Annotated in this window: 15 protein-coding genes; 5 read left to right on the top strand and 10 right to left on the bottom strand. The window is 47.6% G+C overall.

Features of this window, described 5'->3' with window-relative positions:
• Positions 1 to 2: 2 nt before the first annotated feature.
• From K3T83_RS44055 to K3T83_RS44025, 7 genes are all read right to left on the bottom strand, one after another.
• Positions 3 to 2,750 (bottom strand): COR domain-containing protein, encoded by a 2,748-nt coding sequence (locus K3T83_RS44055; RefSeq protein WP_220209500.1) that lies wholly within the window; start codon positions 2,748 to 2,750, stop codon positions 3 to 5.
• Positions 2,751 to 3,038: 288 nt separating this feature from the next.
• Positions 3,039 to 3,275 (bottom strand): hypothetical protein, encoded by a 237-nt coding sequence (locus tag K3T83_RS44050; RefSeq protein WP_373324745.1) that lies wholly within the window; start codon positions 3,273 to 3,275, stop codon positions 3,039 to 3,041.
• Positions 3,236 to 3,601, bottom strand: a complete 366-nt coding sequence (locus K3T83_RS58260) for a transposase (protein ID WP_220209499.1) — start codon at positions 3,599 to 3,601, stop codon at positions 3,236 to 3,238. The genes K3T83_RS44050 and K3T83_RS58260 overlap by 40 nt, the downstream gene beginning before the upstream one ends.
• A gap of 127 nt (positions 3,602 to 3,728) precedes the next feature.
• Complete coding sequence (locus K3T83_RS44040) at positions 3,729 to 4,172, bottom strand: helix-turn-helix domain-containing protein (protein ID WP_220209498.1); 444 nt, start codon at positions 4,170 to 4,172, stop codon at positions 3,729 to 3,731.
• Positions 4,173 to 4,373: 201 nt separating this feature from the next.
• Entirely contained in the window at positions 4,374 to 4,649 is a 276-nt protein-coding gene (locus K3T83_RS44035; protein WP_220209497.1) for a hypothetical protein, read from the bottom strand.
• Between the two features lie 70 nt (positions 4,650 to 4,719).
• Complete coding sequence (locus tag K3T83_RS44030) at positions 4,720 to 5,532, bottom strand: YccF domain-containing protein (RefSeq protein WP_220209496.1); 813 nt, start codon at positions 5,530 to 5,532, stop codon at positions 4,720 to 4,722.
• Positions 5,533 to 5,760: 228 nt separating this feature from the next.
• Positions 5,761 to 6,252: a DUF3761 domain-containing protein gene (locus K3T83_RS44025; protein ID WP_220209495.1), complete on the bottom strand. Its 492-nt coding sequence runs from the start codon at positions 6,250 to 6,252 to the stop codon at positions 5,761 to 5,763.
• Positions 6,253 to 6,515: 263 nt separating this feature from the next.
• On the opposite strand from K3T83_RS44025, the gene K3T83_RS44020 reads away from it, so the two are divergent.
• Complete coding sequence (locus tag K3T83_RS44020) at positions 6,516 to 7,055, top strand: LITAF-like zinc ribbon domain-containing protein (protein ID WP_220209494.1); 540 nt, start codon at positions 6,516 to 6,518, stop codon at positions 7,053 to 7,055.
• Positions 7,056 to 7,103: 48 nt separating this feature from the next.
• On the opposite strand, the gene K3T83_RS44015 is transcribed toward K3T83_RS44020, so the two are convergent.
• From K3T83_RS44015 to K3T83_RS44005, 3 genes are all read right to left on the bottom strand, one after another.
• Positions 7,104 to 8,018, bottom strand: a complete 915-nt coding sequence (locus K3T83_RS44015; RefSeq protein ID WP_220209493.1) for a hypothetical protein — start codon at positions 8,016 to 8,018, stop codon at positions 7,104 to 7,106.
• A 99-nt stretch (positions 8,019 to 8,117) separates the two neighbouring features.
• Complete coding sequence (locus K3T83_RS44010) at positions 8,118 to 8,519, bottom strand: Het-E N-terminal domain-containing protein (RefSeq protein ID WP_220209492.1); 402 nt, start codon at positions 8,517 to 8,519, stop codon at positions 8,118 to 8,120.
• 409 nt (positions 8,520 to 8,928) lie between these two features.
• Positions 8,929 to 9,090 (bottom strand): hypothetical protein, encoded by a 162-nt coding sequence (locus K3T83_RS44005; protein WP_220209491.1) that lies wholly within the window; start codon positions 9,088 to 9,090, stop codon positions 8,929 to 8,931.
• A gap of 551 nt (positions 9,091 to 9,641) precedes the next feature.
• Between K3T83_RS44005 and K3T83_RS44000 the strand changes: the two genes are divergently transcribed.
• From K3T83_RS44000 to K3T83_RS43985, 4 genes are all read left to right on the top strand, one after another.
• Positions 9,642 to 10,328 (top strand): endonuclease/exonuclease/phosphatase family protein, encoded by a 687-nt coding sequence (locus K3T83_RS44000; RefSeq protein ID WP_373324683.1) that lies wholly within the window; start codon positions 9,642 to 9,644, stop codon positions 10,326 to 10,328.
• Positions 10,329 to 10,568: 240 nt separating this feature from the next.
• Entirely contained in the window at positions 10,569 to 10,811 is a 243-nt protein-coding gene (locus tag K3T83_RS43995) for a hypothetical protein (RefSeq protein ID WP_220209489.1), read from the top strand.
• A gap of 72 nt (positions 10,812 to 10,883) precedes the next feature.
• A complete protein-coding gene (locus K3T83_RS43990; protein WP_220209488.1) occupies positions 10,884 to 11,948 on the top strand; it encodes an IS630 family transposase in 1,065 nt (354 codons plus the stop codon).
• A 39-nt stretch (positions 11,949 to 11,987) separates the two neighbouring features.
• A complete protein-coding gene (locus K3T83_RS43985; protein WP_220209487.1) occupies positions 11,988 to 13,139 on the top strand; it encodes a hypothetical protein in 1,152 nt (383 codons plus the stop codon).
• Positions 13,140 to 13,192 lie beyond the last annotated feature (53 nt).

The following is a 13,192-nucleotide window of genomic DNA, read 5'->3' as shown; positions in this document are numbered from 1 at the left end:
AACTATGGTTGTAGGGAGAGAGGTTTGGCTTCATACTGCTGACGATGTTTCGCACAGAGCCACAAAATGTGGCCGTCAGGGGTAACCATTTGCTCAAGACCTCCCCATATTCTGTTTGGGTCAACACTCTTGAGATAACTATGCAGAGCGCGAAGTGCAGTCCCAGTCACCTCTTGTTCCCTGCGCAATACAGGAATAGTGGTGCTACGATCCATTGAATCGAGAGAAGATGCTTGAGGAATGTTTTTTGTGATTTCCTCTACAAGGCCCAGAGCGTTTTGCATTTTTTTGAAATCAACTTCATCGAGGGCGACACCTAATACCTTTCCTGCCATAGGCACCCCAAATTTGAGGAACGTGACAAGATGTTTGAGCCAGGGATGTATGCTTACCCACCATTCTTCCGCTTGTCGAAGAGAGTAGGCATGTTCTATTGGGTGTGGCTGATGAGGATGTTGACATATCAAGAAGAGTTGATATTGCTGACTTACCCAGTTTTTTGGATTAAAAGGTCGATTGTTACTTGGAAGGAGCATAAAGGTATTTGGGCATTCAATTTCTGCCTGGGCCATCATGAGGTTCCACTGACGAGTAAAATTGCGTCCAATTAATTCAGACTGTTGGTCCAGCTTTTCTAAGAGGATATCGAGTTTATGCAGTTCTGTCTGTTGCCGTTTGATTTCCTGTCGGTTTTGCTGAATTTCAGCGATGATTTGATCGTTGGTGCTACTATGAATACCATATAACAGTTTGGGTACAGATACATCGACCAGCGTATCAGGACACTCTATAGTATACTTCTGTGCTTCCATGCGACGTATGAGATCTTCATATCGATAGTTGCGTGAGCAGGGATCGTCTGCTTTTCGCTGCCAATGACAGATGCAGGGGATTTCTCGTCTGATCGTCAACCCTTTAAAACGGGCCAAGATTTCATCCATGGTGTTCATGAGGACTGTAAAGAAGTTTTGTGGCAGTACACCCTGAGCAAGCAGTTTAATTTCACGCTGCATTGGGTTAAGTTCTACTCGTGCTTGGTGTCCCTCATACTCCAAGATCACACCCTCGCGCCAATGCAGGTCTTTCGTATTGTAACGGTGTGTGCGTACAATGAAGCGACTCATAATACCAGCTGGAACGAAGTTGAGACGATAGACCATCTCAACTTGGGTCTGATCTTTGGGTGGGATGTTGGGCCAGGGGAGTAGGGGAATAGGAGGTTGATGTGGAAGCAAAAGAGGGATTAGGCTTAAAGTCGCACTTTTTTCTGGCAGGTCGCTATCAAGTTGGTAGCTCAATTCAAAGCGTTCCATGAGGCGAAACAAGATGGGGTACAGCCGTCGTTCATAAGGTCGCCCACTGGCGTCTTGTTTCCAGATGTGTGGAAGATCGGCATGTCGCAGAATCCCTTTAGCCTGACGAATGACATCATTATCAAGCACCTGTGCAATGGCCTGTGTGACCCATTCGGGTTGCAAGACAACAAGATCGCTCAACAAATCTTCATCGCGAAAATAAAGAATCTTTCCGAGATCGTGTAAATAGTTCCCCAGTGTCCCATTGGCAATATTCTCCTCAACGCCACAATTGGCACAATTATGCACATAAGTGAAGGCATCGATATAGGATTCTGTGTGTGCGGAAAGAACATTCTCTGCATCAAGCCATTGTTGGGGCCACGGCTGTCCCATGAGAGGAAGCTTGAGCGCCACTAAGGAGAGTGCTTCTTTAAGCGCATCAATACCTATACCATTCTGATTACTAATACTGAGATTGCCTACCAGTTGAGGATACGTGTTCTGATACAATGGATAATTGAGATCGGGTGGGCGTTCGTCAATATGTGTAGCAACAAGCAGCACGGGAGCATTTGGAGCGAGTGTTTTAATGGTATCTAGCCAATAATCAAGCCTTCCTTGCTCTGCTCCTAAACGAGCATTCCAAACAACAAGATACAACGAGCGTTCAGTAAGAAAGAACTGATGTGTTGCGTGATAAATATGCTGTCCTCCAAAGTCCCACACGTGCAGTGTCATGTTGTAGGCCCCAGAAGAAAGAGATAACGGTTGAATAGCGATGCCATGCGTAGTAGCAAGATGAGGATCAAAGACCTCGTTATGGAGAGAGCGCAATAATGACGATTTCCCAGTACCTCCTTCACCAACAATTAAGAGTTTTGCCTCATAGCGCATGGTACTGTTCTTCTGGAGTTCTCGCAAAAATGTCAGTATCGCGGAGGTTCTTTGTGAAACGATTTCAGGTGGTGGAGTGAGTAAGGAAGGATTGTTGCTCAGATTAAGCTCTTGTAAGCTGGTAAGCTGTCCTAGCTCCACAGGCACCTGGCTCAACTGGTTATCATTCAAATAAAGAGTCTGCAAGTTGGTAAGCTGTCCTAGTTCCGCAGGCACCTCACTTAACTGATTGTGGTACAGAGTAAGCCTCTGCAAGTTGGTAAGTTGTCCTAGCTCCGCAGGCACCTCACTTAACTGATTGTGGTACAGAGCAAGGCTCTGCAAGTTGGTGAGCCGCCCTAATTCCGCGGGCACCTCGCTTAACTGATTGTTGCTCAGATCAAGAACCTGTAAGTTAGTGAGCTGTCTTAGCTCCGCAGGCACGTAAGTTAAACTGAGGCCAGAAAGATCAAGATGAAGCAGTTTATTTTCATTGTAAAAAGTAGCTGTGATAGGATCAATGTTTATTATTTTTGCAAGCACACTGATGATCTCTCGATCTCTGCTTACTATTGACATCTCTTTGCTCACTTACTATTAAACACATCACTATAGTTGTTATCTATATAGACGAAGAAAACCCCTCATTTTTAAGGTGAAAGATTGTCTGGTCCCTGGAGGATGTTGCCTATCGTGTCCTCTTTCGGGGAGGAGATGTCTGACCTGGCTCAAACGATGGTGCGCGGACTAAGCACCAGAGAACAGAGTAGCACTCTTGAGAACCTTGAGCATGTGAAAAGCATCTGTTGCCACCACAAAGAATGTTTGGATCTACGTCAATAGAATCGACTGTCCCCTAGTACTCAGTCAATGGTGCAAAGAGGGGTAGAGGCGCAGGAGCTTGATGCGTGCATCCTGGGTAGTAAAACGCCAGGAAATTTTCGCCCGCTGTTGGTTGCGTCGCTCTTGCCATACCAACACCTCTTGTGCCGCCTGTTGCAATGACCCCAAACGCTGGTCGAGCACCTGGCGATCCAGGACACTCAACTCGATCTCAGCCATATTTAACCAACTCCCGTGCTTTGGCGTGTAATGGATCTCCAGCTTTTCCGTGAGCCGTCTGGCTTCCGATGGGGCAAAGACCTCATAGAAGGAAGCCGCGTATGGGTATTGAGATTGTCGAGAACCAGCACCACTTTCTCTGCGTGTTGGTAATGGACATCGAGCACCTCCTTCATGAAATAAGCCCAATCTTGCCTGGTCCGCTGGCTTCTCACCTGGGCGAAGCGGTTGCCTGATAACGGCTCGACAGCGAGAAACACGTTGCAAACCCCTTCTCGGGAGTATTCGTAATCTTCTCGTCGTACCTTTCTCGGCTTGTGCTCAATTGGCTCTCGTTTCTCGCCGGAGCAGTTGGGTATTGACCTCATCTATGCAGATTTGAGGATACTTGGGATCATAGGGGCGCTTGTACACTTCGAGAATGTCCTCCATGTGAGCAACAAACTCCGCACTCTGCGAGGGTGGGAATACTCCACTGTTTCTTCTGCCAAGGCTTTAACTGATTTTTTTTAACACCGCTCGCACGGTTTCATGGCTGATTTGCTCGACGATTTCTAGCTCAACTAGCCGGGAGGCCAGCAAGCGCAGGCTCCAGCGTTTTCGGCCGCAGGGTGCTGGACTACAGCACACCGCAATCAGATGCGCCTCTTGTTCCCCATCCAATTTGCGACGACGTGCTGGGCTTGCTTGTGGCTGGAGCAGAGCCGCTTGGAGCCCTCCTTCCACAAACTGCTTCCTTGTCCGTTCCACTGTCGCATGCCCCACCTCCAACGCGTCAATAATCTGCTGGTCATACCATCCTGGACCCTGCTCACCTTGATCGGCTTTCAACAAAATCCTCGCTCGTCCTATCATGCGCGTCGAGGCTACAGTGGCGTGGACCAGATCGGATAAGAACTGGCGTTGTGCCTGCGTCAATCTCACGATATACTTTTTCATGGGAGTCTCCTTGAACTTTTATTGATGAGTTGTTCAAAGATACTCCTTTTTCTTTCACTCCTCAAGGCCACATTGACTGAGTACTAGAAGGTGTCAGTTTACGCAGAGCCAGAGGGCTAAGCAACAAGCAGAAAGAAGCCTGCAAAGCAAAAGGTGCCATCATTGATGAAGAGCCTACAACCAATATATCCCAGTCAGCAGCTACACCTCCTCAGTCATCGCAAAGCAACGACGAGCAAGCCCCATCGGCTCCCTCTCCTCAAGAAAATGGACCACCTTCCCATGTCGATGAAAACAGTGCAATAGTCCCTGCTCAAGACAGCCCTGACAAGAATTCGTAAGAGTTGGTTGGCTGATAAGCCGTCTGAGATTGCCATACGATATATGATGCTGGACCACCTGGCAACAAAAAGACCAGGGTAGCGCATTCCGCTCAATGCGTGCCTGATCTCCTACAACACAAGCAGTATAGCACAAAAACCGCCTCCTCGAAGGCGAGAAAGCGGCTGGTCATTATACTATCAGTATTTCATCTGTCCTTTCGCTGTTAATTGCGGCGCAATGTTAAGACCATCGGCAACCGATCAAACATCATCACGCCAACAGGCAACAGGATGAGCGTCAGGCAGCAGAAGTAGGCAAGGTTGGCCCAGATGTAGCCAGCCCACCAGCCAACAAAGATGAAATACAGCGCTCGTATCAACATATTCTGCTGCTGCGTGCCACCGACATTCACATTGACATTTTGTACCATCACTGATGGTCCGCCAGCCTGTTGCACTGCGACAGTGCTGACGTTTACGCTGGTCGAGGTGCCAGACTGCTTGAGCGTCATCACCTGTGGTAAGCGGTTGAGCATCATGAGTCCGAGAGGCAACGTGATAATGAGCGAACAGAGGCCGAATCCGATGCAGAGCCAAATATAGCCGAGCCACCAGCCAACAAACAGAAAATAGAACGCTCGCATGAGAAAACCTGGACCTTTTTGCTGGACATTGACATTGATGTTGTTCTGCATAATTTGTTGTGGCAGCATCGCCATCATTGGTTGCATTGGCATTTGTTGCTGTTGTGGATACATCATCTGCTGCGGATAGCCTGCCTGCTGTATCATCGGTTGCTGTGGCGGAAGATAGCCTGACTGTGGTGATGCCATAGGTTGTTGCGGATACATCATCTGTTGCGGTGGATAATTCGGCGCAGGCTGGCCGGGAACTGGCATAGGTGGATATTCTGGATGTGGCTGCGTGTATGGCTGTTGCTGGGGTGCGAAGCCTGGTTGCGACTGAGGATAGCCCTGTTGAAATTGCGGTTGATACATCTCTGGTGATGGTTGTTGTCCTTGTGGTGGTTGATACATATTGGTACATCCTTCATTTCTTGTTTAACCCATAGCATATAAACTATTGAGAGATATCTGATTCATGCAACGAACGAATATATTTGATATAACACCGTTTGTTTGATATATCTGTGATAAAATATATATTCGTTATTCGCTTCTCTATCCGTTGTACATGACCAGTGAAATTCAATACATCGAAGAACGTTTCGATGCGGAAAGCTTGTGTAACTCCGGTCTTTCGTTTTAATGGCTATACAATGCTCGCCAGACGCCGCCATGCTGAGAACAAGCTCCTTGCACGCCACCTGAATGACTATAATAGCCGCTGTGACATTCGACTACATAGCCATTCGAGCGCTCCCAGAAGTCGCCAACACACTGAAAATACTGTCCGGCACAGAAGCCAGGGACAGGACTATAGAGCAGCTGGCCGCCAGTTGCGTCAAAGTCATACCCCCACGGGTTATGATTGACGCCATAGTGTAGTTTTGCGGTTGGTGCCATTGTTGGCAGCGGGGTATGGCGAGCATAGAGCGTGTTGGTGGAGCTACCAGAGCCGCCTGAGTAAGATTCATTGCTATCGTCAGGTGTCACGACGGTATAGGTATAGTTTGTAGCAGGTGGTTGATGGGAGCTTGCCCACAGCACAAGAAATAGCACACCTACCAGGAAGAGCAAGAGGATAAAGAGACCTTGCTTCTTTCGCTCTGGTGGATAGCCTGGTGGTTGATACATGGAAAATTCTTCTTTCTTCTTTTTATACGCCATTTACATCAACGGGCGAAAAAGAAGAGAGTAAAACGCTATCAACCAAGCAAAGATATAACTAGCGAAAGCGCATCTAGAGCGGGATGAGAAGGTAAACTTATGCTTAGCACGAACTTATCAAGAACTTATCAATCTTCATAGTGTTACTTTCTTTAGATTTAAATGAAAATAGAAATGCTTGTATGATAGATAGCATATTATTTTATGAATTGATATTTGGAGAAACGACGATGAACGATGTAGATCTTAATGTCTATCGGCACGCGCAGGCGCTTGCGAACAGCGGTCAGATGTCCCTTGCACTTCAGATGTTTCGCGAATTACGGAGTCATAATTCAGATATTGAAATTCTCTTTGCCATCGCTACTACCACGCCCAATCCCGTTGAGGCACGAGAGATGATTGACATGATCAGGAACTTGCAACCCTATCATCCACAACTTGCACAACTGGAGACGCTGCACAAACAAAAGATACAAGGAGCATATACAGCAGATCCAATCGGACCAACGCTGCTTTGCCCATACTGCCAGCAACGAACACCAGCACGCATCAAGTCCAGAATCTCAACTGGAGGTTGGGTGTGGTTCGCTGTATTCTTTATGATATTTCTATGCTTTCTGTGGGCGCCAACGACAGCTGACAACATGAAAAATATGGAAATAGCCGCCTTTTTCTTTTTAGGCGTCGGTATTGTTGGCATGCTCCTCATCCACAAGCGTATTTATATATGCGGTTCCTGCGGATCAAAAATTACAGATGCCCACTAACAAAACACCTCTGGTCATTGTGGCCAGAGGCTCTCTGTTTCTTTCCAGTCAACTTAACGACTGATGCGACTTCCTCTTGAGAATATCTTGTCTTGTTCTCCGTCGAATATCCTTCACTCTTTTCATTGAACTTGCTCCTGGCTTCATCTTCGGGGAACCGCCACCATCCTTCAAAAATTCCTGAAAAGTCAGATGAACCTTGTTATGGTCGCCTACAACAAGGCCATAGACATCTCCTTGAATATGTATGTTGTCAGGTGCTTTCTCGCGGATAATCGGTTGCAGAACAACAAAGGCCTTTTCCAGATCTTTATTTGCCTCTCTATCAGAGAGAACTTTCTCTTCTATCACCTCTTGTCTTTTTTCCCGGTCAAGTGGTTGATTGTCATATGCTTTGACAAGCATATCTCTAGTTCGATCTTGCAGGTCAAGACCAAGTTGGTTCTGCTTCTCTTGAGTGAATGCATGCATGTCTGCCTCTGATTGGGCCATCTCTCCCTCTGCCATCCCCCCAGAGAAGAAAGATGCCAAGCCATCCACAAAAGCAGAGACAAGCTTTTTAGGGTTAACTGCCGCATCAACCGTTGCTGTAAATCCTTCAAAAAAAGCGTCAGATGCTCCTTGTTCCTGTTGAGTTTCCCTATTCTGATTTACTAGTTCCCGCAATAGTTCTTTTTCAGTTTCACCCTTTATCCCCGATTTATCAGAATCATCAGATTTTCTCTCGTAAGGTATTTCAAGTTGACCTTGATTGCTATCGGCTATGATGCTCTTCAATAATTCTATTCCCGGTTTACCAGAATTAACAGACTTTCTCTTATAAGGCATTTCAAGCTGACTTTGCCTTATTTCAGTTTCACGAGACTTGGCGGTATCCCTCTGATGAGACCTTTCAAGCTGCTGTTGATCTGTAGAAGCTTCAGATATCTCTATTTTTGGCTTTCTTACAGTTTCATATCCCACCTGTTTGCCTCCATATCTGCGGCTCTCTTCCATTTTCTTCTACGTAAATGACTACTGGATTAACGCCTTTCCTCAAGAAACATTCATACCCATCTGTGTTTACTTTTTCTCTTTAGGTTCTCCTCCAAAGTGCATGGTCACGTTCTGACCATCACCTTGAGCGAAGCCGTGAACATCGCCTGTAATTTGTACGTTATATCTGCCCTTTGCTGCCTGTCGAGGCTGTACAAGTTGCATGACTCTTTGTGCCGCTTCCATAATCTGCTGATCCTGATCAATATGTTCCTGTACTAGCGCTTCTTTGAGAGGAGCTTCCCAGATTTTAGGGTTGCTTTCGTGTTCTGTCAGAACCATTTCCGCCTTTGGTTTACCTGCAAATTTGCGCTTGATGAGCGCTTTGAGACCTGCGTAGCTATCTTTGAGAGCATCGCCAGCAATAGCCTGTCCACCAGTTGCCGCCCCTGCTGCGAGTGCAGCGAGAATAAGTGCAAGAGAGTCCATATGCGCGCCTCCTGAAGGGCATGTTAAAATAAACACTCAGCGCTATCAGATTACGTTTGCCTTTAGATAAACGCACTGATGCAGATTTTTTGTCAATGTATTTCTCGTATTCATCTTTAACATGAAAAGGAAGCTGAAAAGCTCTATGAAAAAAATGCTCGTCATATCCTGAGTTTCGAGATGAACGAGCCTGAGAGGACTAAGCTCTTTCAGATGTCGTCCCGCAAGCCAGACATGCTCTTCTTTCCTCCACAGGTACGAGTGACTGCGAGTAGATACTTTGATGTTGTTCTCACTCTAGCTTGAGCAAATTAAAAACGCTCCCTGAGCAGTGAGAGCGTTCGTGTTGGAATTTGATAAGGTGTAAGGCACAACCTCTAGGTACAGTATACGATCAGCGAGAAGGCTGTTATCGTGTGGGAAGCGTCTGCTCTACTGTTGCGAAATAGGCATCCTGGCAGCTACCGCATTCATAGACAGTCTCACGGGTGATTCGCGGCAACTCGCGGTCGTTGCGATAGCGGCCTGATAGTATGAGCAGGCATAGCAGCGGGAATTCTCTCTGCGACATCTGGCTTCTCGAAATAGGCAAAGGATACTGAATTATTGCTTTTTTATAGCGTGTCATGCTACAGTGAGAGCAGTGCAAAGAAAAAGCCCATCAGAGGGGTACAAGTAATTCATTTATCGAAGTGTATAAAAACTGAATTTGGCGCTGAGCAGAGATCGTTTGCAGTTGAGAGAGAGTATTTTCTTGTTGGCTTTCAATGAATGCGGGTAAAAAAGAGGAGAGGCGCTCTCAAAATGAGAAGCAGGCAAAGCATAGTCTTCAGAATGCGCTGGTCTAAGTCGGAGGAGGTAAGGGTTGCTGGCGAAAGGAAGCCTCAATCGAGAAATGGATAAGTTGCTCTTGTGGAGATAGAGGAAGAGGTTGAGCAATCAACTACCTACTCCAGTGAGGATGCCGCCAAGAAGCTGATTTTTCTAGAAATGAATTACTTGCACCCCTCTAGGTGAGAGTTGAAACCATAAAGCGTCAAACGCGCAACCCCTGGGTATTACGGTCATTACGTGAGGGAATTTTTATCCTATTCATTTTGAGAGCTTGCGAGTCGAGGACCTATGCGTATTATCTCCTGGAACTGCAATATGGGATTTGAAAAAAAGCGCGATGTAGTGATGGGCCTCCATCCGGATATCCTTGTGCTACAAGAGTGTTCAGAAAAAGATATTGCCAGGACAGATGCTCCTTTTAAATATTGGGTAGGGTCCAATCCTCACAAAGGGATGGCCATGATTGGTTTCGCCAACTATACCTACGCCCTTGATCGTTCCTATACCGAGGAGTGGCCCTGGTTTCTTCCCGTCCGTGTAGAGGAGGTGCCACTGCATATCCTGGGGCTATGGGCCTGTGTAAAAGATCAACGCCTGCGCTATGTTCGTGTCACGCATCAAGCGATAGAGCATTATGCGCAGTTTTTATCAGTGTCACACATGATCGTCATAGGAGATTTTAACAGTAACGCGATCTGGGATCGGCTCTACCGTGAACACTCTCATAGTGCACTTGTCGCAAAGCTGGCAGACTTAGGACTGGTGAGCGCCTACCATACTCTACGCGGAGAAAAACAAGGACAAGAGGCCACCCCAACACAGTTCATGTACCGTCATCTCGCCCAACCCTACCACCTCGATTATGCTTTTATTTCACATATGCTCAGTCGGTCATGTGGGTTACACATTGGAGAACCAGACAAATGGCTCCATACGAGTGACCACATGCCACTTCTTCTGACGCTTTCACTCTAATGTGCAATGTTCTTTTCCAGAACTTTAACAAGGATGTGCTTGTAAGCTTCTCATCATCCCTGTTGAGTAGTCATCCCATAGAAAAATGCGGCCCTGGTTTTTCCCCATGAACGGCAATCATGTCTGGAGCAAGCGAGCTTCGATACGAGCCAGGTAAGCGAGAGGGTTCTTGCGGAAGCGACATTGCTGCCGTCGCGCTTCAGTATACTACGGACAGAGAAGACGACAAGGAGGGATCAGATGGCGAATCCGATCCACCTACCTTTCTCAACTCAGAGAGGGGTAGAGTCGTGGAACCAATGGCGACTGATACAGATGACAGCGGCGCGGGACGAACAGGGATGGCACAAGCCTGTGTACACTGACCTGAGTGGAACTGATCTCAGTGGAGCGAACATCGTGTCGCAGATGAGAAGGAAGCCAAGTGCCTGGTCCGTTATCTGCAAATACCGGCCAGAAGTCTCGATTTGGTGTTCTAAATAAACCGGCAAAACAACTACGGGAAATCTGGTACAATAGAAGGACAAAATAGCCAAGCCAAACGAGGAATCCAGGATGAGTAGACCAAGCGAGGTGTACGTGCGCCTATTGTCGACTGAAGAAAAGCAATGGGTCCATCGCCTCTATCAACAGACCAGCCATGCCGGCTTGAAAAGCCGATGTCATATCATATTGCTCTCGACTCAGCATTACAGTGTACCCCAGATTGCAACATTGCTCTTCACCAGTGAAGACACCGTCGCCCGCTGTATTCACGACTTTCATCGATCTGGTCTGCAAGGAATCTTGCCTCAGGAACGCGTGGGACGCCCACCCAAAATCACGGAGGAATTCCTCAAAAAATTGCTGGAACTGGTCGAATGTGATCCCCGAGACTTGCACTATCCGTTTTCCACCTGGACAGCAGAGTTGCTGGCGTTGGCATTGAAGGAACAGATGGATCTGGAGGTCAGCGAAAGGAGTGTTCGTCGTAGCTTGCATCGGCATGGCTACAGTGTGCAGCGTCCAGTGCTCTCGGTGAGTAGTCCCGACCCAGACTATGAGCAGAAGTACACTCGCTTGCAACAGTTGCAACAACGGGCCCTGGCAGGTGAAATTGACCTATACTATGAAGATGAGGTCGATCTTGCCCTCTTGCCAGGTGTCATGCGCTGTTGGAGCAAGCAGGGATATCAACGCAAAATCGAGACGCCTCGTCAGAACAAAAAGCAGTATGGGGCTGGACTCATCCATTGGGTCAGCGGCAGGTTGTACTGGGCAACAAGCGACCACAAGAATAATGCATTGTTTCGCTCGGTGCTCTCACAGGTCATCGAGCCAGATATCCGGCAGTCGGTTCGCAAAAAGTATGTCGTGGTGGATACTTATCGCATCCACTTTGCCAAACCCGTCCAGGCCTTTTTAGCGGAGCATCAGGACGAGATCGAACTGGTTTGCCTGCCAACCTATTCGCCCAAGTTGAACCCTGTTGAATGCTTTTGGAAACACCTGCGTCGCCAAGTCACTCATAACCACTTCTTCCAGAGCATGGAGCAACTCATGGATGCTGTGACCTCCTTTTTTCAGGATATGGCGGCTGCTCCTGATCTCGTTAGCAGTGTCGCTGGGTTAGCCGCGTAAATTTCGTCAGTTCATTTAGCAAGGAAGCCACATATCAATATGCAACCATCAAAAATTCCTCCCTCACCAGAAATGATAGCGATAGCTGAGCAACTGCTCACGGAGAGGTTTGAAGGGGCTGTTCGTCTTGGGGAGGGAGACGATCTAACTGCTAGCGGACGGACAGGAATCTATCGTTTTCATGTTCTTGCTGGCCCGGCTCATGCACCAGCCAGCGTGATCGTCAAACAGGTGCGCAAATTTCCACCGTGGACGTTTTTCAACGATTGGGCTAGTCTCCAGTTCCTGAATCAGGTAATCTCTGCTGATCTGTTCTTTGCACCTCGTTTCTATGCTGGTAATCCGGTCGAAGGAATATGTATCATCGAGGACTTAGGAAGTGGTCAACGCCTGGATCAGTTGTTGCTGGGTAATGATCCGGTTGCCACCGAAGCTGCTCTCATTGAATACGCAATCGCCCATGGTCGCCTCCACGCCCTGACCATTGGGAGGCAAACAAGCTATGACGCTATTCGTGGGCCGCTTGGCTCGTTGGTAGATGAGGATGAGGATGTAACACTTGGATGGTTGACATCTACCTTTCATCGTTCCATTGAGATGGTTGGTATTCCACCTGCACCCGGTGTAGACCGTGAGTTATTTGCACTGGCGACTTCTATGAGAAATCCTGGACCATTCCTTGCCTTTATTCAAGGAGATAGTTGTCCCGACAATTGTCTCTACGTCGGTTCTGCGCTCTATCTCGTGGACTTTGAGGGAGGCAGATTTGCACATGCTCTTTTAGAAGGATGCTATGGGCGCATGCATTTTCCCACCTGCTGGTGTGTCTACCGGCTGCCAGAGCACATTCTAGTGCGTATGGAGACGGTGTATCGTGCCGAACTGGTTAAAGGATGCCCTGCTGCAACGAATGATGCCCTGTTTTATCGTGCGCTTGTCGAAGCTTGCTCGTTCTGGGTCCTTGACTGGCTTCGCTGGATGCCACTGGGCAGGCTCCTTGAAAGTGATCGGATGATTATCGCTGCTTCTGATCGCCAACGTCTCTTGACACGTCTGGAAATGCTTGCTCAAACAAGCGAGCAATTTGGATATCTGGAAGCCATTGGCGCCACGATGAGAGCACTTGCAACCCAACTCCGTTCTCTCTGGCCTGAGACCGAGGAAATGGAGCTATATCCAGCGTTTCGTTAGGTTGCTTTGGGCAAAGAATCTGGAGATAGAACTTAAGAACTATTGGGAGAGAA

It is taken from the genome of Reticulibacter mediterranei (assembly GCF_016587455.1).
Note: the sequence above shows the minus strand (reverse complement) of the source record. Positions and strands in the feature narration are given on the sequence as shown.